This window comes from Brevundimonas sp., assembly GCF_035999125.1.
Classification (GTDB): Bacteria; Pseudomonadota; Alphaproteobacteria; order Caulobacterales; family Caulobacteraceae; genus Brevundimonas.
This window is the reverse complement of the sequence record NZ_DASYGX010000003.1, coordinates 87293-110722: the sequence shown is the minus strand read 5'-3', so window position 1 is coordinate 110722 and position 23430 is coordinate 87293. Positions and strand designations below refer to the sequence as shown.

Below are 23430 nucleotides of genomic sequence, written 5' to 3'. Positions count from 1 at the left end.
CGCATGGATGAGCGCCGCTTCGCCCCACATCGTCGACGTCCTGATCGCCGAGCGCGCCCCGCGTCTGACGGGGTCGTGGACCTGGCCCCTGGTGCGGCCGGGCCTGTACCGCCTGCTGGGCTACGCCCAAGCCCGGCGCATGGCCGACATGGTCGCAGACAGCCCCGGTCACGAAGCGCTGGAGCAGATCTCGGACCTGCTGGACCTCAGGGTGGCGGCGCTGAATCTCGACCGCCTGCCCGCCGCCGGGCGTTGCGTCGTCGTGGCCAATCATCCCACGGGCATCGCCGACGGGATCGCCGTGTTCGACGCGGTGAAGACCCGCAGGCCCGACGCCATCTTCTTCGCCAACGCCGACGCCCTGAGGGTCTCTCCCCGTCTTTCAGAAGCCGTGATCCCGGTCGAATGGGTCGCCGACAAGCGCACGCGCGAGAAGACCCGCGCCACGCTGGAGGCGGCGCGGGCGGCGTTCGAGGACGAGCGGTGCGTCGTGCTGTTCCCCGCGGGGCGGCTGGCGCGGATGGAGGACGGGGCCCTGACCGATCCGGAATGGGCGCCGACGGCGGCGTCGCTGGCGCGGAAGTACCAGGCGCCGATCGTGCCGATCCACGTGTCCGGGCCCTACAGCCGGCTGTTCCACATCTTCGACCGGTTCTCGCGCGAGCTGAGGGACGTGACCCTGTTCCACGAGCTGCTGAACAAGCGACGCAAGCCGTTCCGGCTGATGGTCGGCAAACCGATCCCGCCCGAGAGGCTGGACATCGACGCGGGCAAGGCGACCTATGCCCTCAAGGCCTTCACCGAGCGGGTGCTGCCGACCCAGCCGGATGCGGAATTCGCATGAGGGTCGCCCTGGCTGACGAGGCGGCGACGACGGCGCTGGGGCGGGCGATCGCGCCCCTGCTGCGGCTTGGCGACGCCGTGCTGCTGGACGGGCCGCTGGGCATGGGCAAGTCGACGCTGGCGCGCGGGCTAATCCGGGCGCTGGCGAGCGAGGAGGTCGACGTTCCCAGCCCGACCTTCACGATCGTGCAGTTCTACGAGACCGCGCCGCCCGTCGCGCACTTCGACCTCTATCGGCTGGAGCGGCCGTCGGAGGCGGCCGAGATCGGGCTGGACGAGGCGCTGGACGCAGGCGCGGTCGTGATCGAATGGCCGGAACGTCTGGGGGAAGAGCCGGAGGCCTGGCTGGGCCCCGACCGCCTGACGATCCGGCTGGAAGAGGACGGCGCCGGCCGCCTTGCGACCGTTTCTGGCGCAGGACGGTGGGAAGAGGCCCTGAAGGAGATTCATGTCCGATCGTGAAGCCCTGAGGCTCGACTTCCTGAAATCCGCCGGCCTGTCGGAGGCGGCGCGCGCGCCGCTGCCCGGCGACGCCTCCACGCGCCGATACGAGCGGCTGACGACCACGTCGGGCCAGACGCTGATGCTGATGGATCAGGCGCCCTCGGCCGAGAGCCCGCCGTGCGACCCGTCGTGGACGCCGGAGCAGCGCAAGGCGGCGGGCTGGAACGCCACGGCGCGGCTGTCGGCCGGCCGGATCGAGGCCTTCACGGCGGTGGCCGAGCACCTGCGCCACGCCGGCCTGTCGACGCCGGAGGTGATCGCGGTCGATGCGCCGAACGGGCTGGCGGTGATCGAGGACTTCGGCGACGACCTGTTCGCGCGCGTGATCGCGGACGGAGAACCGCAGACGCCGCTGTATCTGGCCGCGGTGGACGCCGTCGCCCGCATCCACATGGCGGCGCTGCAGCCGCCGGTGATGCAGGGGCCGGGCGGGGACTGGCCGCTGCTGACCTATGACGTCACGGCGTTGCAGGGCGGGGCGGACCTGTTCGTGGAGTGGTGGCCGAAATTCCGGCCGCAGGTCGACTTCGGACAGGGGGCGCTGGACGAATGGGCCGAGGCCTGGGCGCCGATCGCGGCCATGGGCGAGGCGAAGGCGTGGACGATCGCCCACCGCGACTATCACGCCGAGAACCTGATCTGGCTGCCCGACCGGACGCATCACCGGCGGGTGGGGCTGATCGACTTCCAGGACGCGGTGCTGGCGCATCCGGTCTGGGACCTGCACTCGCTGCTGCAGGACGCGCGGCGCGACGTGCCGCCGGAGCTGGAGGCGGTCTGTTTCGACCACTATTGCGACGTGGCGCTGGTGGACCGGGAGCAATACCGCGCCGACTACGCGGCGCTGGCGGCGCTGAACGAGGCGCGCATCCTGGGCGTCTTCGCCCGCCTGATCACGCGCGACGGCAAGCCGCGCTATGCGCAGTTCATGCCGCGCATGTGGGCGCATCTGGACCGCAATCTGCAGAGGCCGGGGCTCGAGAGGGTCGCCGCCTGGTTCGCCCGGCACGTGCCCGTGGAGGCTCGCCTGTGACCGCGCTCAAGACCGCCATGGTGCTGGCCGCGGGGCTGGGCACGCGGATGCGGCCGCTGACGGACGACCGGCCCAAGGCGCTGGTCGAGGTCGGGGGGCGGGCGCTGATCGACCACGTGCTGGACCGGCTGGCCGAGGCGGGGGCGGAGCGCGCGGTGGTCAACGTCCACTGGTTCGCCGACCGGCTGGAGGCGCATCTGAGGGCGCGCGGGCGCGGGCCGGAGATCGTGATTTCCGACGAGCGCGCCGAACTGCTGGAGACCGGCGGGGGGCTGAAGAAGGCGCGGGCGCTGCTGGGCGACGAGCCGGTGTTCGTGGCCAACATCGACAGCGTCTGGATCGACCGCGGCGACGCGCTGGGCGACCTGATCCGCCTGTGGGACCCGGAGCGGATGGACGCGGCCCTGCTGCTGGCGCGGCGCGAGGGCTCGATCGGGTTCGAGGGCGACGGGGACTTCTTCCTGGCCGACGACGGGCGGCTGGCGTTCCGCGGCGACGCGGCGAGCGCGCCCTACGCCTACATGGGCGTGCACATCACCCGGCCGGACTATGCCGACGGCGGGCCGGAGGGGCCGTTCTCGCTGAGTCCGCTGTGGCGCAGGTCGGCGGCCGAGGGGCGTCTGTTCGGATGCGTTCTGAACGGCGACTGGATGCACGTCGGCGACCCGCAGGCGCGGGATCAGGCCGAGGCGCGGCTGGGCGCATGAGTTCATTCGACCCCTTCGTCGGGCCCTCTCCCCGCTGGTTCTCCATCGACGCGCACCGGCCGTTCCTCGAGGACCTGGCGGACGGGGTGCTGGCGTGGCTGGGCGAGCGCGATCCGGAGGCCCTGTCGGACGCGGTGGTGCTGCTGCCCAACCGGCGGGCTGCGCGGGCGTTCTCGCAGGCCCTGGCCGGACGGGCGGGCGACCGGGCCGTGCTGCTGCCCGAGGTGCGGCCGCTAGGGGATCTGGAGGAGGACGAGCCGCCGTTTTCGCCGGGCGACGTGGGGCTGGACCTGCCGCCGGCCATCGAGGCGCGGGCGCGGCGGTTCGAGCTGGCGCGGCTGATCGTGGAGTCCGACCTGCGGCCCGACCTGACGCCGGTCGGTGCGCTGGGGCTTGCCGACGCCCTGAGCCGTTTTCTGGACAGCTGCCAGATCGAGGAGGTCGAGGACCTGTCGAAGCTGGACGAGATGGTCTCGGGCGATCTGGCGCGGCACTGGCAGGAGAGCGCGCGTTTCCTGCGTCTGGCGACCGAACGATGGCCCGCGCGGCTGGCCGAACTGGGGATGGTCGACCCGGCGTGGCGGCAGTCGAGACTGCTGCGCCTGCTGGCGGAGCGGTGGACGGAAAGCCCGCCCGACCGGCCCGTTCTGGCGGCCGGATCGACCGGCACCGCCCCGGCTGCGGCGGCGGTTTTGAAGGCGGTGGCGCAGGCGCCGCGCGGGGCCGTGGTCGTGCCGGGGCTGGACCGCGACATGGCCGACGACGTCTGGGGCGAGGTGGTCGGCACGCCTGAACGGCCGGGCGACGCCCAGCATCCTCAGCACGCTCTCGCGAAACTGTTGACGGCAGTGGAGGTCGAGCGCGGCGCCGTGCGTCCGTGGTTCCGCCCGGCCGAGGACGCCGTCGCGGCGCGCAAGGGTCGGGCGAGGGGGCGGGTGCTGGCCGAGGCCCTGCGGCCCGCCGAGACGACCGGCGACTGGAAGTCCGCCATCGACGCCCTGCGCGACGAGGTGGCGGACGTGACGGGCGCCGATCCGGTGGCCGAGGGGCTGGAGGGCCTGTCGGTCCTGACCGCCGAGAATGAGGAGGACGCCGCAGCAGCCATCGCCGTGATGATGCGCGAGGCGCTGGAGACGCCGGGCCGCACCTGCGCCTTGGTCACGCCCGACCTGGACCTGTCGCGCCGCGTGTCGGCGCGGCTGGAGCGGTGGGGCGTGGTGGCCGACAGCTCATCGGGCGCGCCCCTGTCGCGGACCTCGGCCGGGCGACTGCTGAGTCTCTCGGCGCGGGTGCTGGCCGATCCGCTGGACCCGCAGGCGTTGCTGGGCCTGCTGAAGCATCCGGCGGTGAACATCACGCTGGAAGGGCACGAGTACACGGACGCGCGGCGCGGGCTGGAGCGGCTGGCTCTGCGTGGTCCGCGTTTGCGGGACTTCACCCGGGCGCGGACGAAGCTGCTGAAGGCCCGCTCGGTTCGTGACGACGGCAAGGTGCCGTCCGATAGCACCGCGACCCAGGCGCGGGCGGCCGAGGCGCTGCTGGACCGGCTGGAGGCGCTGATCGCCCCGGCGCGCGCCGTGCCGGAGCCGACGCTGGACCAAGCGGCGCGGACCCTGACGGGCTTCGTCGAGTCGGTCGCCGGGCTGGACGCCTGGGCCGGGAACGACGGCGAGGCGGCGGCGGTGCTGCTGGCCGGTCTGATCGCGCACGGCGCGCCGCTGGGCGAGCTGGACGCGACGGCCTTCGCGCGGCTGCTGACCAAGCTGATGGACGCCGAGACGGTGCGCGCGGGCGACGCGACGCACCCGTCCTTACGGATTCTGGGGGCCATCGAGGCGCGGCTGGTCCGCGCCGACCGGGTCATTCTGGCGGGGCTGGAAGAAGGCGTCTGGCCGGGCGCGGCCTCGGTCGATCCCCTGCTGTCGCGCCCGATGCGCGCGGCGGTCGGCCTGCCGCCGCCCGAGAAAAGACTGGGTCAGACGGCGCAGGACTTCATCCAGGCGGCGTCCTCGCCCGAGGTGGTGCTGGTCGAACGGCGGCGGCGCGGCGGCCAGCCGGCGGTGCCGAGCAGATGGCTGTGGCGGCTGCGGATGCTGGCCAGGGGCGCGGGCGTGCAGGTGGCCGAGGCGACCACGCCCCTGACGCTGGCCCGGGCGCTGGACGCGCCGACGGGGGACGACAAGCCGGCCAAGCGGCCGCGCCCGACGCCGCCGGTGGCGCGGCGTCCGCGCAAGCTGCCCGTCACCGCGGTCGAGCGCTGGGTGCGCGATCCCTATGCGGTCTATGCCCGCTATGTGCTGGGCCTGAAGGAGCTGGAACGGCCGGGGCGGTCGGCCGAGGCGCTGGCGCGCGGCACGGCGGTGCACAAGGCGCTGGAGCGGCTGGTGGTGTCGTGGCCCGAAGCCCTGCCCGACGACTGCGAGGGCGTGCTGCACGACCTGCTGATCGAGGAACTGGGCCACGCGGGCTTCGACGCGGCGGCGATGGCGCGCGAGGGCCCGCTGGCGCGCAACTGCGCCCGCACCCTGTCGCGTCTGGAAGCCGAGCGACGGGCGCGCGGGATCGAGGTGCGGGTGGAGGAGAGCGTGCAGCACACCTTCGCCGCCCCGTTCGGCCCTTTCACCGTCACGGCCAAGGCGGACCGGATCGAAATCTCTGCGCACGGCGCGGCGGTGATGGACTTCAAGACCGGGCAGATCCCCTCGAAGAAGCAGATCGAGGCCAACTTTGCACCCCAGTTGTCGCTGACCGGCGCGATACTCGCGGAAGCGGGACTGAAAGACAGAGGTCCAATCGAGCCAGAAGAGCTGACATACGTCCGCGTCACCGGGCGCGACCGGGCTGATGAAGTGGCCATTCGGGCTTCCGGCGCGGAGGCGCTGGCCCTTTCGATGGCGGCGCTGGCCAGATTGAAGGCCGGCGTCGAGCGCTTCGACGACCCTGCGACGCCCTACGTCAGCTGGGCGGCGCCGCAGTTCATGGGCAATTTCGGCGGCAACTACGACCATCTGGCGCGGGTGTGGGAATGGCACGTGGCGGGCGGCGGCGAGGGGGACGAAGCATGAGCGGCGCATCCGCCCCCGCCCTGTTCGTCGCCGACCCGGCCCAGCGCGCGGCGGCCGATCCGCGCGCGACGGTCTTCGTCGTGGCCAACGCCGGGTCGGGCAAAACCTCGACGCTTGTCGACCGCGTGGCGCGCCTGCTGCTGACCGGCACGCGGCCGGCGGAAATCCTTTGCGTCACCTACACCAAGGCGGCGGCGGCGGAGATGCAGGGGCGGCTGTACGCCCGGCTGGGCGAGTGGGCGATCCTCGACGACGCCAGGCTGCGCGGCCAGCTGGCGGCGCTGGACGGGTCGGACGCCGACCGGCTGACGCCCGACGGCCTGTCGCGCGCGCGCCGCCTGTTCGCGCGCGCGCTGGAGACGCCGGGCGGGCTGAAGATCCAGACGCTGCACGCCTTCTGCGAACAGTTGTTGCGGCGCTTCCCGCTGGAGGCGGGGGTCAATCCGGGGTTCGAGGTGCTGGACGACGCCGGCGCGACGGAGCTGTCGACGCAGGCGCGGGACGACTTGGCCCGTCACGCCCTGACGGATCCGGACGGGAAGGTGGGCCGGGCCTACGCCCACTTCGCCGTGACGCTGGACTGGCAGAGCTTCCAGGACCTGCTGGGGCGGATCGAGGCGGACCGGGAGGTGCTGACCGCCTGGCTGGACCGGATCGCCGACGGGACCAGCCAGGGGCCGCACAGGGCCTTCGGGCTGGACGGCACGGAGACGCTGGAAGAGCACCAGTCCGGCTTCATGCGGCGGCTGGACCGGGGGCGCTGGCTGGAACTGGCCGAGGCGATGGCGACCGGGTCCAAGACCGACGCCGACTGCGCCGCGCGGATGCGGACGGCAGAGTGGAGCTTCGAGGCGATCCGGTCTGTGTTCCTGACCAAGGACGGCCCGCGCGCCAAGATGGCGACGAAACAGGCGCCGCCCGCCGCCGCCGAGGAGCTGATGCAGCTGCAGACGGCCTATCTGCACGCGCTGGACGTCTCCCGGAAAATCCGCACGGCGGAGGAGACGGCGCACGTGCTGGCGCTCGCGCGCGTGCACGCCGCCTTCTACGAGGCGGCCAAGGCCAGGACGCAGGCGCTCGACTTCGCCGACCTGATCGCGGCGGCGGTGCAGTTGCTGACCGTGAAGGCCGACGCGGCTTGGGTGCTGTTCAAGCTCGACGGCGGGGTCGACCACGTTCTGCTGGACGAGGCCCAGGACACGGCGCCGGAGCAGTGGGAGATCCTGAAGGCGCTGACCGAGGCGTTCTTCGACGGGGCGGGCGCAGAGCGCGCCTCCGACCGTCCGCGCACGGTCTTTGCGGTCGGGGACGAGAAGCAGTCGATCTATTCCTTCCAGGGCGCGCGGCCGGAGCGGCTGCGCGAGGAGCGCGGCCGGTATTTCCAGCGGGCCGAGGGCGCCGGGCTGGACTATGCCGGAGTCGATCTGGCGACCTCGTTCCGTTCGACGAAGACCGTGCTGGATTTCGTCGACGCCCTGTTCGACCGGCCCGACCGCGCCGTCGCCGCCGTGGGCGAGACCGGCGAGTGGGCGAAGCACGTCGCCTTCCGCGGCGACCAGCCCGGCTCCATCGACCTGTGGCAGATGCACGTCGATCCGGAAAAGGTCGAGCGCGACGCCTGGGAGCCCGTGGACGCCGAGCCGGAGGAAGGGTCGCGCAAGGCGCTGGCGCGCGATCTGGCGAAGGAGATCAAGCGCCAGGTCGAGGGCGGCGTCGCCGTGCACGACAAGGGCGGTGCGCTGAAGCCCGCCGGATATGGCGACTATCTGGTGCTGGTGCGCAAGCGCGACGGGCTGTTCGAGGAGATCCTGCGCGCGCTGAAGGCCGAGGGCGTGCCGACAGCGGGGGCGGATCGGCTGATGCTCTCGGAGCACGTGGCGTTTCACGATCTGCGCGCGTTGGCGCGATTTGCCCTGTTCCCGCACGACGATCTGACGGTTGCGGAGATCCTGCGCGGGCCGTTCTGCGAGGTGAACGAGGACAGCCTGTTCGATCTGGCCGGGCGCGAAGGGCGCGGCGGCCTGTGGGGCGAGTTGCGCCGCCGCGGGGGCGAACGGCCGGAGTGGGTGCACGCGCGGGCGCTGCTGGAGGCGGCGCGCGATCTGGCCGACCGCGACGCTTTCGGCTTCTTCGCGGGCCTGCTGAACCGGGTGGATGCGCGGGGTCTGACCGGGCGGGTGCGGATGCTGAACCGGCTGGGGGCCGAGGCGGCGGAGGCGATCGATGAGACGCTGAACCTGGCGCTGGCGGTCGAGGCGCGCGGGGCGGTCGATCTGGAGACCGCGCTGGGCCGCATGGAGACCGCCGAGGTCCAGGTCAAGCGCGAGCTGGAGGGGCCGCGCGGGCAGGTCCGCGTCATGACCGTGCACGGCGCCAAGGGGCTGGAGGCGCCGGTGGTCATCCTGCCCGACACCACGGGGGCGCCGGGCGGCGGCAAGGGCGTGGCGCTGCTGCCGCTGACCCTGCCGGACGGGACCGAGGGGCGCGTGCTGTGCGCCAGCTCCAAGGGCGAGGACTGCGACGTGGCCTCGGCCGCGCGGGCGGAGCGTGACGAACGGGGCAAGGCCGAGGGGCTGCGGCTGCTCTACGTCGCGCTGACGCGAGCGCGCGACCGGGTGATCGTCATGGGCCGCCACGCCGCCAACCGGAAGGGCGCGCCGGAGGGCAGCTGGCGCGACGTGATCGAGGAGACGTTCGGGCGGCTGGAGGACGTGCGCGATCTGGAGGGGCCGGGCGGCCGGACGATCCGGCGGTTCGGGGCCGATCCGCTGACGGCGGTCGGACCGGCGGCGGCCTCGGAAGCGGCGCCGACCGGCGTGCCCGACTGGACCCGGCGCACGCCGCCGGCGGACGTGTTGGCGCGGCCGTCGTCGCCGTCGCGGCTGGAGGGGTCGATCCTTGTGCCGGCGCCCTCGCCGCTGGCTACGGCGGCGGGCGCGGGGGCGCCGCTGGGCCGGTTCCGGCGCGGCGACCTGATCCACCGCCTGCTGGAGCGGCTGCCGGACGTGGAGCCCGGTCGGCGCGAGGCGACGGCGCGGCGGCTGCTGGCGCGCGAGCCGGATCTGGATCAGGCGCGCATCGATGAGATGGTGGCCGCGGCACTGAGAGTGCTGGACGACGACCGCTTCGCCGAGGTGTTCGGCCCGGGCTCCCGCGCCGAGGTGGCGGTGGCGGGCAAGGTCGGCGGGCTGACGGTGTCGGGGCGCATCGACCGGCTGGCGATCACGCCCGACCGGGTGCTGGTGGTCGACTTCAAGACCAACCGCCCCGCCCCGGACCGCATCGAGGACGCCGACCCCGCCTATCTGACGCAGATGGCGCTGTACGTCGCAGCGCTGAAGACGGTGTGGCCGGGACGGCGGGTCGAGGCCGCTCTGGTGTGGACCGACGGCCCAAGGCTGATGCCGATCCCGGAGGCGATGCTGGCGCGGGATTGAACCCGGCCCGATTCGCCCCACATCATGGCCGACCGAGTTTCTCCCCGTTTCAGGATGCGCCCATGCCCACCGTCAAGGTCACCGACGACAGCTTCGAGACCGACGTGCTGAAGTCCTCCACCCCCGTGCTGGTGGATTTCTGGGCGGAGTGGTGCGGCCCCTGCAAGCAGATCGGCCCGGCGCTGGAGCAGATCGCCGACGAGATGGCCGGCGCCGTCACGGTGGCCAAGGTGAACATCGACGACAGCCCCATGACCCCGTCCAAGCTGGGCGTGAAGGGCATCCCGACCCTGATGCTGTTCCGCGACGGCGAAATGACCTCCATGAAGGTCGGCCCCATGCCCAAGGGCAAGCTGGTCGAATGGCTGGCCGAAGCGGGCGTGACGGCTAACTGAGTCCCCTCTCCCAGCGGGAGAGGGCTTGAGGCTCGCAGAGCGCAGCGATGCGCTAAGCCGAAAGGGCTAGGGGCACCCTCTCGCCAGCCGACCCTCACCCTTTCGCGCAAGACCGATCGCTGCGCTCTCGGGCGCTCAAGCCCTCTCCCGTCGGGAGAGGGTCGTCAGTTGGGCCACGTCTCCGCATCCGCCCCCAGCACCTCGCCGGCCAAGTACAGCGAGCCGCAGATGACCACGCGGCCGGCGCCCAGCGACAAGGCGCGATCCAGCGCGGCGTCGACCTGACCGACGGCCATCGCGCCGAGGCCGTGGCCGGTCGCGACGGCGGCGAGCGCCTCGGGCGGCGCGCAGGCTCCGTCGAAGGCGACGGTGAAGACCTGGGCGTTCGATCCGTGCAGGGCCTCGAAGAATCCCGCGTGATCCTTGTTGGCCAGCAGGCCGACGATCAGGGCCGTGGGCCGCGGATCGCGCGCCTGACGCTCGGCCAGAAAGGCCGCCAGCGCCGCCGCTGCGTGCGGATTGTGACCGCCGTCCAGCCACAGCTCGGCGCCCGCCGCCGTCGCCGCGCGGCCGTAGGGGCCGACCGTCAGGCGCTGCATGCGGGCGGGCCAGGTCGCGGTCTCGATCCCGCGCCCGATCGCGTCTTCCGGCAGGCCCAGCTCCAGCGCGATCGCCGTCGCCAGTCCAGCGTTGTCGGTCTGGTGTGGGCCGGGAAGGCGCGGCGCGGGAAGGTCCAGCAGGCGCTCGGCGGTCTGCACCACCATTCCGCCGCGCTCGGCCCAGGCGTCGAAGTCCACACCCATGGCGGTGACGGGCGCGCCGACGGCCTCGGCCCGGGCGATCAGGGCGGCGTGGGCGATCTCCGACTGGCGACCGAGGATGGCGGGGGCGCCGGGCTTGAAGATGCCGGCCTTCTCGTCCGCCACGCCCGCGAGGTCGGTACCCAAGAACTCGGCATGATCCAGATCGACGGGCGCGACGGCGGTGATCAGGGGCCGGGAGATGACGTTGGTCGCGTCCAGACGGCCGCCCAGCCCCACCTCGACGATCGCCAGATCGGCCGGCGTCCCGGCCATGGCGAGGAAGGCGGCGGCGGTGGTGCTTTCGAACACCGTGGCCTCCAGCTCCGTCGCCTCGATGCGGTCGAGGACGGCGTTCAGCCGGTCGTCGTCGATCAGCGCGCCCGCCAGCCGGATGCGCTCGTTGAACCGCACCAGATGCGGCGAGGTGTAGGCGTGGACGCGCAGACCCGCCGCCTCGGCCATGGCGCGGACGAAGGCGACGGTGGAGCCCTTGCCGTTGGTGCCGGCCACGTGGACCACCGGCGGCAGCCGCTCCTGCGGATCGCCCAGCGCCCGGCACAGCGCCGCCATGCGGTCCAGCGACAGGTCGATCCTCTGCGGGTGGCGCAGCCGCAGGCGCTCGGAGACGGGGTCCATCAGGAAACGGGGGCCGCGGCGCGCATGGCGGTGCTATTCAGCGGATCATGACGAACCTCAAGCCCGAACGCGCACGCGTCGCGGCCCGATGGGTGCTGGCGGCCGTCTATATTGCGGCGGGCATGCTTCATCTGGCGTTTCCCGGGACCTTCGTCGGCATCGTGCCGGCTTGGGTTCCGCAGCCTGATCTGGTCGTGGCGCTGACCGGCGTGGCGCAGATCGTGGGCGCGGTCGGCCTGCTGATCCCGCGCCTGCGACGGGCGGCCGGCGTCGGGTTGGCGATTTACGCCGTCTGCGTCTGGCCCGCGAACTTCGAGCATGCCCGGCAGGCCTTGGTGGGCGGCGGCCCGTCGCTCAGCCTGTGGTATCACGTGCCTCGACTGGCGTTTCAGCCTGTCGTCGTCTGGTGGGCGCTTTGGGCAGGGGCGGTGATCGACTGGCCCTTCGGCAAACGGGCCTAGGCCGCGCGTTTCCCGTCCATCAGCATGGACAGGATCAGGCCGAGCGTGCGCGGCAGGTCGGGGCGGGGGACCACGCGGTCGACCATGCCCTTTTCCTGCAGGTATTCGGCGCGCTGGAAGCCGGGGGGCAGCTTCTCGCGAATCGTCGCCTCGATCACGCGGGGACCGGCGAAGCCGATCAGGGCGCCGGGCTCGGCCAGATGGACGTCTCCCAGCATGGCGTAGCTGGCGGTGACGCCGCCCGTGGTCGGGTCGGTCAGGACGACGACGAAGGGCAGGACCGCCGCCTTCAGCTCCTGGATCGCCAGGGTGGTGCGCGCCATCTGCATCAGGGACAGGGCCCCCTCCTGCATCCGGGCGCCGCCGGCGGCGGTGAAGCAGACCAGCGGCAGGCTGCGCGACACGGCCTCCTGCGCCGCCTTGATGAAGGCCTCGCCGGCCGCCATGCCCAGCGAGCCGCCCATGAAGGAGAAGTCCTGAACGATGACCACGGCCTCGACGCCGTCGATTTCGCCGACACCGATGGCCATCGTGTCCTTGCGGCCGGCGGCCTTGCGGGCTGTGGCCAGACGCTCGCGATAGGGTTTGCCGTCTGAGAACTTCAGCGGATCCTCCGGCACGTCGGGCGTGGCGACGTCTTCCCACAGGCCGTCGTCGAAGGTGACCTTCAGCCGCTGCTCGGCGTTCAGGCGCATGTGCCGGCCCGCCGGCGTGACCCACAGGGCGGCCTCCAGATCCGTGCGGTACAGCATGTCGCCGGTGTCCGGATCCTTGATCCAGAGATTGTCCGGCGTGGCGTCGCGGCGGCTGACGATCTTGCGCACGCCCGGCGCGATGCGGCTGAGCCAGCCGGTGACCGGGCGCTCGTTCGGGGTCTTTTCGTTGGCCATGGGCGGCGCCTTTACGCCATCTGAGAGGCGCGCGCACCCCTGACTGCGTCGGCCAGGCTGCGCACCCTGTCCAGAACGCGCCGCACGGGGTCGGCGTTCTCGGCCACCGCGGCCGCGCCTTCGTCGACGAGGACGGAGCCTGCAACGACCGCATCCGAGACGCGGGCGATCTGGGCGGCGCGCTGAGGCGTCTTGATGCCGAAGCCGACCGCGACCGGCAGACCGGAGGCGGCGCGCACGCGGGCCACGGCGGGCGCCACGGCGTCGGCGTCGGCCTCTTTGACCCCCGTCACCCCGGCGACGGAGACGTAGTAAACGAAGCCGCTGGTGCGGGCCGTGACCGTTTTCAGGCGATGGTCGTCCGACGTCGGCGTGGCCAGACGGATGAGGGCCAGCCCCTCGGCGTCGAGCGCGTCGGTCAGGGGCCCGGCCTCCTCCGGCGGGCAATCCACCACGATCAGGCCATCCACGCCCGACGTCGCGGCGTCGCGCGCGAAGGCGGCATGGCCATAGGTCTCCAGCGGATTGAGATAGCCCATCAGGATCAGGGGCGTATGGGCGTCGCCCGCGCGGAAGTCGCGGACCAGCTCCAGCGTGCCCTTCAACGTCAGCCCGGCCTTCAACCCGCGTGCGGCGGCCTTCTGGATGGTCGGACCCTCGGCCATGGGGTCGGAGAAGGGAAAGCCCAGCTCGATCAGGTCGGCGCCCGCGGCGGGCAGGCCGCGCAGGATGTCCAGCGTCACCTCACGCGACGGATCGCCGGCCATGACGTAGGTTACGAACCCGGCCCGGTCCTCGGCCTTCAGCGCGGCGAAGCGCGCATCGATGCGAGCGACGGTCACTGGGCGGCGGATCCTGCGCACACGTCGCCGGGGATGGGCGCGAAGCCGAGCCAGCCCTGGGTCGCGGGCCCGACCGGCCGCGTCTGGTCGTAGAAGGCCGCCATCTCCAGACCGTCGCACCGGCCGTCGGTGCGGCGGCGCGCGAAGATCACCGCATTCTCCTCGCCTCCGACGACTTGCCAGCCCTGACCCTGGAAGTGGATGATGTAGGCATCGGCCGCCGGTGAGATGACCGCCAGGGGGCCGCGCACGCAACGTGCCCGACCCTGATACTGGGGTCGGGGGCCGCAGGTCTGGTCGAACTCCATGCCCTCGGCGAGCGGCAGGCCGACCTCCTCCGCCGGCTGCTGGGCCGCCGCGGCGCCGGCGGCGAGCAGTCCGGCCCCGACGACGGCGGTGAAAAGGGTCCGCATGATCACAACTCCACACCCAGATGCTTCGCCACGGCGAAGATGTCCTTGTCGCCCCGCCCGCACATGTTCAGCACGACGTCGCCGCCCTTGCCAACCTCGCGCGCGATCTCGCCCACCCGCGCCAGGGCGTGCGACGGCTCCAGCGCCGGGATGATGCCCTCCAGCTTCGAGCACAGTTGGAAGTGCTCCAGCGCCTCCTGGTCGGTGGCGGAGCGGTACTCGGCGCGGCCGGAGTCGTGCAGCCAGGCGTGCTCCGGCCCGATCCCGGGATAGTCCAGCCCGGCGGAGATGGAATGGCCCTCCAGAATCTGGCCGTCGTCGTCCTGGAGCAGATAGGTGCGGTTGCCGTGCAGAACGCCCGGGCGGCCGCCCTGCAGGCTCGCGGCATGGTCGGGGCCGTCCAATCCCAGCCCGGCGGCCTCGACGCCGATCAGGCGCACCGACGGATCTTCGATGAAGGGATGGAACAGGCCGATCGCATTCGATCCGCCGCCGATCGCGGCCACGCAGGCGTCGGGCAGTTTGCCGCGCCGGGCCCTCATCTGGGCCTTGGCCTCCTTGCCGATCACCGACTGGAAGTCGCGCACCAGCTCCGGATAGGGATGCGGGCCCGCCGCCGTGCCGATGATGTAATAGGTGTCGGCCACGTTGGTGACCCAGTCGCGCATGGCCTCGTTCATCGCCTCCTTCAGCGTCGAACGGCCGTTGACGACCGGCACCACCTCGGCGCCCAGCAGCTTCATGCGGAAGACGTTCGGCGCCTGCCGCTCCACGTCCACAGCGCCCATGTAGACCGTGCAGGGCAGGCCGAAGCGGGCGCAGACGGTGGCGGTGGCGACGCCGTGCTGGCCGGCGCCGGTCTCGGCGATGATCCGCGTCTTGCCCATGCGCATGGCCAGAAGGATCTGGCCCATGCAGTTGTTCACCTTGTGCGCGCCGGTGTGGTTCAGTTCGTCGCGCTTGAACCAGATGTTGGCCCCGCCGTGATGGTCGGTCAGGCGTTGCGCCAGATACAGCGGACTGGGGCGGCCGACGTAGTGTTCCAGCCAGTCGTCCAGTTCGGCCTGGAACGCCGGGTCGGCCTTGGCCGCCTCATAGGCGTCCTGAAGCTCCAGTACGGCGGGCATCAGGGTCTCGGCGACGAAGCGACCGCCGAAGGGGCCGAAGCGGCCCTCGGCGTCGGGCCAGGCGTAGGCGGAGTTGGGGATGGGAGCGTTCACGGAACCGGCTTTCAGGCCTCGGCGACGGCCTTCAAGAAGGCCGCGATGCGGGCCGGCTCCTTAACACCCGGCGCGCTTTCCACGCCAGAGGAGACGTCGACCAGGGGCGCGCCGGTCATGCGGATCGCGCGCGTCACATTGTCCGGGTCCAGACCGCCGGCCAGGAACCACGGTCGGTCGAAGGCGTGGCCCGACAGGATCGACCAGTCGAAGGCATGGCCGACCCCGCCGGGCAGGGCCGCGCCCTCGGGCGGCCTGGCGTCGAACATCAGGTGGTCGGCGGCCCCGGCCCAGGCGTCGGCGGCGGCCAGATCGGCCGCGTCGCGGACGGGCAGGGCCTTGATGACCCCGGCCCGGGTCAGGCGTCGGACCTCCGCCGCCCGCTCCGGCGTCTCCGACCCGTGCAGTTGGATGAAGTCGGGCCGCAGGCTGAGCGCCAGCGTGGTCAGGAGCAGGTCGTCGGGGTTCACGACCACCGACACGATCTTCGCCCGCCCCCGCGCCCGGTCGAACAGCGTCGCGGCCTCCAGCGGCTCCAGATGGCGCGGGCTCTTGCCGAACGTCACCGCGCCGACGAAGGCCGCGCCGTGATCCAGCGCGGCGTCCAGCGTGTCCGGCGTCGTCAGGCCGCAGATCTTGGCGAGGGTCATTCGGTGCAGGTGCGGCGGCGTGCTTCCGCGGTCAAGACCGATACAGATCCGCGTCCGGATTGGTCTTCCCCCGGATCGCGGCGCCGACGATCTCGGACGCGATGACCGAATAGGTGATGCCGTTGCCGCCGAAGCCCATGACGGCGAAGGCGTGGTCCATGCCGGGCACGGGGGCGATGGAGGGCAGGCCGGTCTCGCTCTCGCCGAAGGCGCCGGCCCAGGCGTGTTCGACCTCGAACTCGACGTCGGGCATCAGCGTCTTCAGCTTGCGGGCGACGCGCGCCGTCTTGGCCCTCAGTTTCGGGATCGAGGCATGGGCCGTGGGACCGTCCTCGTCCTCGCCGCCAGCGATCAGCCGGCCGTCGCGGGCCATGCGCAGATAAAGGTACGGGTCCGACGCCTCCCAGACCAGCATGTCGCGCAACCAGTCGGGGCAGATCGCGCGCGGCTCGGTCGCCAGCGCCCAGGTGGAGATCACCTTGGCGCCGGGCGTGGGCACGCCCTTGGGAAATTCATAGCCGCAGCAGAAGACGACGTGTTTCGCCCTCACCGCGTGGCCCACCCCCGTGATCAAGGTCACGCCGTCCGGGTCCGACACGGCCTCCGTCACCTCCACCGGCGAGTAGATGCGCGCGCCGGCGTCGTGGGCGCGGCGCAGCAGGCCGGCGCCCAGGCGGGCGGGGTCGGCGCGGGCGGACCCGTCGGACAGGATCGCGCCGGTGCGATCGATGCCGTACTGGGCGCGCAAGGTCGCGGCGGGGACGAAAGCGCTGTCGAGCCCCATCACCGCGCGGGCCTCCGCCTCGGCCTCCAGTGCGCGGAAACCGTGCTCGTCCCCGGCCAGATAAAGGGTCCGGCTGGGCTTGAGGGCACAGGGAATGCGCTCTCTGGCTACGATTTCCATGAGGTTGTCCACCGCCTGACGGGAGCGGGCGTAGGCGCGTCGCGCTTTCGCAGGGCCGATCTTCTTCGACAGCTCGATCAGCGGCAGGTCGATCTCCCACTGCAGCAAGGCGGTCGAGGCGATGGTGGAGCCCCTCAGCGGCGGGCGGCGATCCAGGACGGCGACGCTGAAGTCGTTCGCCAGCCCATGGGCCATGAAGGCGCCGGAGATGCCCGCCCCGACCACGGCCACGTCCACGCTGATGGACCGCGTCAGCGGGCGCGTCGGGACGCTCAGGCCCTGGCCCTGCGCCCATAGGGAGGCGCCGGTGCGGAGGTCGCGTTCGTGGGTGGCGGACATTCAGGCTCCGTCGAAGCGAAGCCATAAGCCCTCACCCTGTGTCGGGTTCCCGAAACACGAGATCGACCTCGCCCGGGGTCAGCAGGCGCCAGTCGCCGGGGGCGAGGTCGGCGGGGATCGTCAGGGCGCCCATGCGTTCGCGGTGCAGGGCCTCCACGTGATTGCCGGCGGCGGCGAACATGCGGCGGACCTGGTGGTAGCGGCCTTCATGGACCGTCAGCCAGGCCTCGGTGGGCGAGATGACGTCCAGAAAAGCCGGGGCCAGCGGCTTGTCTTCGCCGTCCAGCATCAGCGCGCCCGCGGCGAACAGCGCCGCCTCGTGCCCCTCGAGCGGCCGGGCCAGGGTCGCGTGATAGACCTTGGCCACGTGGCGGCGTGGGCTGATGATCCGGTGCAGCAGGTCGCCGTCGTCGGTCAGCAGCAGCAGGCCCGAGGTCTGCTTGTCCAACCGCCCCACCGTCGAGATCGCCGGGTCCCGTCGGCGCCAGCGCGAAGGCAGGACGTCGTACACCAGCGCCCCGTCCTCCTTGTGCGAACAGGTCATGCCCAGGGGCTTGTTCAGCAGGATCACCAGCCCCGGCGTCGGATCGACGGGCCGACCGTCGATCGTCATGCGATCCGGCAGGTCCGAGGTCGGGGCGATCTTGGCCGACGCGTCGGTCAGGTCGCGGCCGTCGAGGGCGATCCCGCCGACCCTGGCCAGTTTCGCGATCTCCTGCCGCGAACCGTAACCCATGCCGCCCAGCAGCCTGTCCAGTCTGACGGGCTTCATTTCGTCGCCTCGAACGCCTTGTATCCCTGCGCCTCGGCGACCACGCGAACCCGACGGAAGGCCTCGTTGAGCTCGGCCTCGTAGGGTAGGTGGCGGTTGGCGACCATCCAGAGGACGCCGCCCTTCTTCAGCATCTCCGCCGCCTTGCGCACGAAGGCCTGGCCCAGGCGGCGATCCTCCTGCCCGCCGTCGTGGAAGGGCGGGTTCATGACGACGAAGTCCAGGTCGCCGGAGGCCGTCAGGGTCCGCGCGTCGGCCCAGTCGAAGGTCGCGCGGGGGTCGGCAACGTTCAGTCGCGCGGCCTCGACGGCGCGGCGGTCCAGGTCGATCCCGGTCAGCGCCGTCACGGCGGAGCTCGTGAGCACGGCCTCAGACAAGACTCCCAGCCCGCAGCCGAGATCGGCGCCCGCGCCCTTCATCGGCGGCAGCAGCACCGCCAGCATCAGGGTGCCCGCGTCGATCCGGTCCCAGGCGAAGACGCCGGGGCGGGACCACAGGCCCGTCTCGTGAACCTGGCGCAGGGCGCCAGCCTCGATCGCATCGTGCAGTCCGGTCGCGGGGCCGTCCACGGTCGCGCGGCAGCGGCGATGATGCGCTTTAGGCTCGTCCATCACCGTCAGGCCGAAGCTCTCCAGCTCCTTCTTCAGGCGCGACCCTCCCTTGTCCTTGAGCGCCATGGCGTCGATGCGGCCGCCCGGTTTGAGCGCGCGCAGGGCGAGAGCCAGCACCGCGCGCCGCTCCAGCGCCCCGGGCGGCGCGTAGATCACGGCCAGATCGGATGAACCGGGCGCGACCTCTTCCAGCGCCGTCGATCCGGGGATCAGGGGCGAGGTCTGGATCGCCTGCACGGGCGGGTCGAACACCGCCGGCGGGCGGCCGTAGAGGATCACGGTCATCCCCGGCTCAATCCACGGGATCGGCCCCGAAATCAAATGTCGCGCATGACATGCGGGCGCCGCTGGGGCACTCACGGCCCGTGCCCGCCGAATCCCCCATCGACCTGACCGAGGCCTGCGCCCTGCTAGAGCGCGTCTGGGGACATGCGGATTTCCGGGGTCTGCAGGCCGGGGTGGTGGCCGAGGCGCTGGCCGGGCGCGACGCCGTGGCCGTGCTGCCCACCGGCGGAGGCAAGTCGGTCTGCTATCAAGTGCCGGCCATCTTGCGGCGCGGCATGGGTCTGGTGATCTCGCCGCTGATCGCGCTGATGACGGACCAGGTGGAGGGGCTGCGCCAGCAGGGGGTGAGGGCGGCGCGGCTGGATTCCGGCATGACGCTGGACGACCGGTCCGCCGTCTGGCGCGCGGCGCGGGCGGGGGAGCTGGACCTGCTCTACGTCTCGCCGGAAGGCTTGGCGGCCGGCGCCATGCTGGAGCGGCTGTCGGAGATCGAGCTCAGCCTGATCGCCATCGACGAGGCGCACTGCGTGTCGCAGTGGGGCCACGACTTCCGGCCGGACTATCGCAACCTCGGGCGGCTGGCGGAGGCGTTCCCCAACGTGCCGCGGCTGGCGGTCACGGCGACGGCCGACGCCCGGACGCGCGACGACATCGTCGCCTCGCTGCGGCTGGGCGAGGCGCGGGTCTTCGTCGACAGTTTCGCGCGGCCCAATCTGGCCTTGGCGGCGGAGAAGAAGGGTGCGGGCACGCGCGCCTGGACCGAGCGGCGGGTGGTCGAGCTGGTCTCAGCGCGGCGCGGCCGATCCGGCGTGGTCTATTGCGGCAGCCGCGACGGCTGCGAGCGGCTGGCCGAGGCCCTGGCCGGCGCGGGCATCGACGCCCTGGCCTATCACGCCGGCATGGACGGGCGGGAGCGCGACCGGCGCCTGGCGCGGTTCCTGGCGGCCGATGCGGGCGTGATGGTGGCGACCATCGCCTTCGGCATGGGCGTGGACAAGCCGGACGTGCGTTTCGTCATCCACGCCGATCCGCCGGGGTCGCTGGAGGCCTACTGGCAGGAGATCGGCCGCGCCGGCCGCGACGGAGAGCCGGCCGAGGGGCTGACGCTGTACGGACCTTCAGACATCGCCTGGACGCTGAAGCGGCTGGACGGCCGGCCCATGGACGAGGCGGTGAAGGCGGCGCAGGTGGGCAAGGCGCGGCGGCTGTTCGCCATGCTGGATGGGGCGGTCTGCCGGCCGCAGGCTGTGCGACGGTATTTCGGGGAGGAGGGGGCCGAGGTCTGCGGCGTCTGCGACGTCTGTCTGGATCCGCCGCAAACCTATGACGCCACCGTCCATGCCCAGAAGGCGCTGGCGGCGGTGCAGCGGCTGGACCAGCGCTTCGGCCGGGGCCGGGTCATTGACCACCTGACCGGCCGGACGAAGGACGTGCAAGGCTGGGAGCAGGGCCTGTCGACCTGGGGCGTCGGGGCCGACCTGTCGCCGCACGGCTGGCGCGAGGTGATCGACCACCTGATGTTCGAGGGCCTGCTGGAGGAGGACGCCAACGACGGCCGCCCCCTGCTGCGGCTGGGCGACCCTGCCGGCGTGCGCGCCGTCTATCGCGGCGAGCGGACGGTGGAGGTGGCGCAGGCGCCGGCGTCGTCCGTGCGGTCGACGCCGCGTCGCCGCGGCGAGGGCAAGGCCTCGGCGGCGCTGGAGCATCTGCCGGAAGAGGTGCGGATGCGCTTCGAGCGCCTGCGCGCCTGGCGCCGCGACCGGGCGGCGGAGCAGCGGGTGCCGCCCTACGTCATCTTCCAGGACCGGACCTTGCTGGAGATCGCCCGCCTCAACCCCGCCCGCCTGCCCGAACTGGCCCCCGTGCCGGGCGTCGGCGAGGCCAAGATGGCGCGCTACGGCGAGGCCGTGCTGAAGGCGTTGGCGGCGTAGAGAAGCCTTCTCCCCTTGGGGGAGAAGGTGGGCGGCGGAGCCGCTCGGATGAGGGGGCTGGAGGCACCGCGCTCATCAGCCACCACACGTCGCGCGGTAGCCCACCCCTCATCCGTCTCGCTCCGCGAGCCACCTTCTCCCCCAAGGGGAGAAGGGCGCATCAAAGCTCGCCTTTTGTGCCCGCGTTTCCTATATTTCCGCTGTTCCGCACAGGCGTGATTCATGCCGCGGACCCTGCATCCCCGGACAGATGACCGCATGACCGACACGACCGCCGACCAGCCGGAATACGGCGCCGACTCCATCAAGGTTCTCAAAGGCCTGGACGCGGTGCGCAAGCGGCCCGGCATGTACATCGGCGACACCGACGACGGCAGTGGCCTGCACCACATGGTCTATGAGGTGGTCGACAACGCCATCGACGAGGCCCTGGCCGGGCACGCCGACCTGGTCCAGGTGATCCTGAACGCCGACGGATCGGTCACCGTGACCGACAACGGGCGCGGCATCCCGACGGACATCCACGAGGGCGAGGGCGTCTCGGCGGCCGAGGTCATCATGACCCAGCTGCACGCGGGCGGGAAGTTCGACCAGAACTCCTACAAGGTCTCCGGCGGCCTGCACGGCGTGGGCGTGTCGGTGGTCAACGCCCTGTCCGACTGGCTGCAGCTGAAGATCTATCGCGACGGCAAGCAGCACGAGATGCGCTTCGAGCGCGGCGACACGGCGAAGTCGCTGGAGGTCACCGGGACGGCGCCGACGCGCACCGAGGGGCCCAAGGCCGGTCAGCCGCTGACGGGCACCGAGGTCACCTTCTATCCGTCGGTCACCACCTTCAGTCACATCGACTTCGACCTGAAGACGCTGGAACACCGCCTGCGCGAGCTGGCGTTCCTGAACTCCGGCGTCGTCATCCGCCTGGCCGACAACCGGCACGCCGAACCGTTCGAGGAGATCCTGCACTACGAGGGCGGGGTCGAGGCCTTCGTGCGCCACCTGGACAAGTCCAAGTCGCCGCTGCTGAAGGAGGTCATCGTCGTCCGCGGCAGGCGCGACGGGATCGAGCTGGACCTGGCCCTGTGGTGGAACGACAGCTACCACGAGACCATGCTGTGCTTCACCAACAACATCCCCCAGCGGGATGGGGGCACGCACCTGTCGGCCTTCCGCAGCTCGCTGACGCGGGTCATGAGCGGCTACATCGAGGCCGCCGGCGCGGCCAAGAAGGAGAAGGTCTCCGTCTCCGGCGAGGACGCGCGCGAGGGCCTGACCTGCGTCCTGTCGGTCAAGGTGCCGGATCCGAAGTTCAGCTCCCAGACCAAGGACAAGCTGGTCTCGTCGGAGGTGCGTCCGGCGGTCGAGGCCCTGTGCACGGAGGGGCTGTCGACCTGGTTCGAGGAGCATCCGGTCGAGGCCAAGGCCATCGTCGCCAAGATCGTCGAGGCCGCTGCCGCGCGCGAGGCCGCCCGCAAGGCGCGCGAGCTGACGCGCCGCAAGTCGGCGCTGGACATCTCCAGCCTGCCCGGAAAGCTGGCCGACTGTCAGGAACGCGATCCGGCCAAGTCCGAGCTGTTCATCGTCGAGGGCGACAGCGCCGGCGGCTCGGCCAAACAGGCGCGCAACCGCGAAAACCAGGCCGTGCTGCCCCTGCGAGGCAAGATACTGAACGTCGAGCGGGCGCGGTTCGACCGCATGCTGTCGTCGGACCTGATCGGCACGCTGATCCTGGCCTTGGGCACCGGCATCGGCCGCGACGACTTCAACGCCGACAAGCTGCGCTATCACAAGATCATCCTGATGGCCGACGCCGACGTCGACGGCGCGCACATCCGGACCCTGCTGCTGACCTTCTTCTACCGGCAGATGCCGGAGCTGATCGAACGCGGCCACGTCTACATAGCCCAGCCGCCGCTCTACAAGGTCGAGAAGGGCAAGCAGGGCCGCTACCTCAAGGACCAGGCCGGGATGGACGCCTATCTGATCGAGGAGGGCGTGGCCGAGGCCGAGCTGGACCTGCCGACCGGCGAGCGCCGCACCGGGTTCGACCTGGCCGCGCTGGTGCGCGAGGCCAAGGCGTTCAAGGCGGGCGTGGATCGCCTGTCGCAGCGGGCCCCGGCCTTCGCGGTCGAGCAGTCCGCGCTGGCCGGCCTGTTCGCGGACGACGGCGGCGACCCCGCGAAGGCGGCGGAGCGGCTGAACCTCTATGCCGAAGAGGGCGACGGGGCCTGGTCGGGCGCGCCGGGCGCGCAGGGGGCCGTGGCCTTCGAGCGCGTGCGCCGGGCGGTGACCGAGCGCATCGTGCTGGAAGAGGCGCTGATCCGCTCGCTGGACGCGCGGCGTCTGGCCGAGCGCGCGACGGCCTTCGAGGGCCTGTTCGACACCCCCGCCGTCTATCGCCGCAAGGACAAGTCGGTGACCATCCGCGGGCCGCTGGATCTGCTGGAGGCGGTGCTGGACGCCGGCAAGAAGGGCATCAAGATCCAGCGCTACAAGGGTCTGGGCGAGATGAACCCCGAGCAGCTGTGGGAGACCACGCTGGATGCCGACGCCCGCACCCTGCTGCAGGTGAAGGTCGAGCACCAGGAGGACGCCGACGATCTGTTCGCCAAGCTGATGGGCGACGTGGTGGAGCCCCGCCGCGAGTTCATCCAGGAGAACGCGCTGGACGCCGCCGTCGACGCCTGACGCG

General features: G+C 71.8%; 19 protein-coding genes. 10 read left to right on the top strand and 9 right to left on the bottom strand.

Annotated elements, in window-relative coordinates; genetic code table 11:
- Positions 1-7: 7 nt before the first annotated feature.
- The 7 genes from VGN45_RS01425 to trxA all read left to right on the top strand — a co-directional run bounded on the left by VGN45_RS01425 (position 8) and on the right by trxA (position 9984).
- Positions 8-844: a GNAT family N-acetyltransferase gene (locus VGN45_RS01425; protein ID WP_327458529.1), complete on the top strand. Its 837-nt coding sequence runs from the start codon at positions 8-10 to the stop codon at positions 842-844.
- Positions 841-1305 carry a tRNA (adenosine(37)-N6)-threonylcarbamoyltransferase complex ATPase subunit type 1 TsaE gene (tsaE, locus tag VGN45_RS01420; RefSeq protein WP_327458527.1) on the top strand — a complete coding sequence of 155 codons (465 nt, stop codon included), beginning with the start codon at positions 841-843 and terminating at the stop codon, positions 1303-1305. Before VGN45_RS01425 ends, tsaE begins: the two co-directional genes overlap by 4 nt.
- The gene (gene amgK / locus VGN45_RS01415) at positions 1292-2380 is read left to right on the top strand and encodes an N-acetylmuramate/N-acetylglucosamine kinase AmgK (RefSeq protein WP_327458525.1); all 1089 of its coding nucleotides are present in this window, start codon (positions 1292-1294) and stop codon (positions 2378-2380) included. Before tsaE ends, amgK begins: the two co-directional genes overlap by 14 nt.
- Before the next feature lie 17 nt (positions 2381-2397).
- On the top strand, positions 2398-3087 hold the full coding sequence (gene murU / locus VGN45_RS01410) for an N-acetylmuramate alpha-1-phosphate uridylyltransferase MurU (RefSeq protein WP_327458635.1): 690 nt from the start codon (positions 2398-2400) through the stop codon (positions 3085-3087).
- Positions 3084-6152, top strand: a complete 3069-nt coding sequence (gene addB, locus VGN45_RS01405) for a double-strand break repair protein AddB (RefSeq protein ID WP_327458523.1) — start codon at positions 3084-3086, stop codon at positions 6150-6152. Before murU ends, addB begins: the two co-directional genes overlap by 4 nt.
- Entirely contained in the window at positions 6149-9589 is a 3441-nt protein-coding gene (addA, locus tag VGN45_RS01400) for a double-strand break repair helicase AddA (RefSeq protein WP_327458521.1), read from the top strand. Before addB ends, addA begins: the two co-directional genes overlap by 4 nt.
- A gap of 62 nt (positions 9590-9651) precedes the next feature.
- Positions 9652-9984 (top strand): thioredoxin, encoded by a 333-nt coding sequence (gene trxA / locus VGN45_RS01395; RefSeq protein WP_327458519.1) that lies wholly within the window; start codon positions 9652-9654, stop codon positions 9982-9984.
- Between the two features lie 164 nt (positions 9985-10148).
- Here the strand turns inward: trxA and VGN45_RS01390 are convergent, their stop codons facing one another.
- Positions 10149-11423: a folylpolyglutamate synthase/dihydrofolate synthase family protein gene (locus VGN45_RS01390; RefSeq protein ID WP_327458517.1), complete on the bottom strand. Its 1275-nt coding sequence runs from the start codon at positions 11421-11423 to the stop codon at positions 10149-10151.
- A 47-nt stretch (positions 11424-11470) separates the two neighbouring features.
- Between VGN45_RS01390 and VGN45_RS01385 the strand changes: the two genes are divergently transcribed.
- On the top strand, positions 11471-11884 hold the full coding sequence (locus VGN45_RS01385; protein WP_327458515.1) for a DoxX family protein: 414 nt from the start codon (positions 11471-11473) through the stop codon (positions 11882-11884).
- On the opposite strand, the gene VGN45_RS01380 is transcribed toward VGN45_RS01385, so the two are convergent.
- From VGN45_RS01380 to VGN45_RS01345, 8 genes are read right to left on the bottom strand one after another with little or no spacing between them, the layout of a single operon-like run.
- Positions 11881-12774, bottom strand: coding sequence for an acetyl-CoA carboxylase carboxyltransferase subunit beta (locus VGN45_RS01380; protein WP_327458513.1), 894 nt, complete (start codon positions 12772-12774; stop codon positions 11881-11883). The two genes, VGN45_RS01385 and VGN45_RS01380, sit on opposite strands and share 4 nt — an antisense overlap.
- An 11-nt stretch (positions 12775-12785) precedes the next feature.
- A complete protein-coding gene (gene trpA, locus VGN45_RS01375) occupies positions 12786-13616 on the bottom strand; it encodes a tryptophan synthase subunit alpha (protein WP_327458511.1) in 831 nt (276 codons plus the stop codon).
- Positions 13613-14029: a hypothetical protein gene (locus VGN45_RS01370; protein WP_327458509.1), complete on the bottom strand. Its 417-nt coding sequence runs from the start codon at positions 14027-14029 to the stop codon at positions 13613-13615. Before VGN45_RS01370 ends, trpA begins: the two co-directional genes overlap by 4 nt.
- Positions 14030-14031: 2 nt before the next feature.
- Positions 14032-15249 (bottom strand): tryptophan synthase subunit beta, encoded by a 1218-nt coding sequence (gene trpB / locus VGN45_RS01365; RefSeq protein WP_327458507.1) that lies wholly within the window; start codon positions 15247-15249, stop codon positions 14032-14034.
- 11 nt (positions 15250-15260) lie between these two features.
- The gene (locus tag VGN45_RS01360; protein WP_327458505.1) at positions 15261-15899 is read right to left on the bottom strand and encodes a phosphoribosylanthranilate isomerase; all 639 of its coding nucleotides are present in this window, start codon (positions 15897-15899) and stop codon (positions 15261-15263) included.
- A gap of 31 nt (positions 15900-15930) precedes the next feature.
- Complete coding sequence (locus VGN45_RS01355; RefSeq protein ID WP_327458503.1) at positions 15931-17142, bottom strand: FAD-binding oxidoreductase; 1212 nt, start codon at positions 17140-17142, stop codon at positions 15931-15933.
- Positions 17143-17173: 31 nt separating this feature from the next.
- Positions 17174-17914: a pseudouridine synthase gene (locus VGN45_RS01350; protein ID WP_327458501.1), complete on the bottom strand. Its 741-nt coding sequence runs from the start codon at positions 17912-17914 to the stop codon at positions 17174-17176.
- Positions 17911-18810 carry a class I SAM-dependent methyltransferase gene (locus VGN45_RS01345; protein WP_327458499.1) on the bottom strand — a complete coding sequence of 300 codons (900 nt, stop codon included), beginning with the start codon at positions 18808-18810 and terminating at the stop codon, positions 17911-17913. Before VGN45_RS01345 ends, VGN45_RS01350 begins: the two co-directional genes overlap by 4 nt.
- A gap of 50 nt (positions 18811-18860) precedes the next feature.
- On the opposite strand from VGN45_RS01345, the gene recQ reads away from it, so the two are divergent.
- Together recQ and gyrB are read left to right on the top strand one after the other, a co-directional pair.
- Positions 18861-20741, top strand: coding sequence for a DNA helicase RecQ (recQ, locus tag VGN45_RS01340; protein ID WP_327458497.1), 1881 nt, complete (start codon positions 18861-18863; stop codon positions 20739-20741).
- Positions 20742-20999: 258 nt separating this feature from the next.
- A complete protein-coding gene (gene gyrB, locus VGN45_RS01335; protein ID WP_327458495.1) occupies positions 21000-23426 on the top strand; it encodes a DNA topoisomerase (ATP-hydrolyzing) subunit B in 2427 nt (808 codons plus the stop codon).
- Positions 23427-23430: the final 4 nt, after the last annotated feature.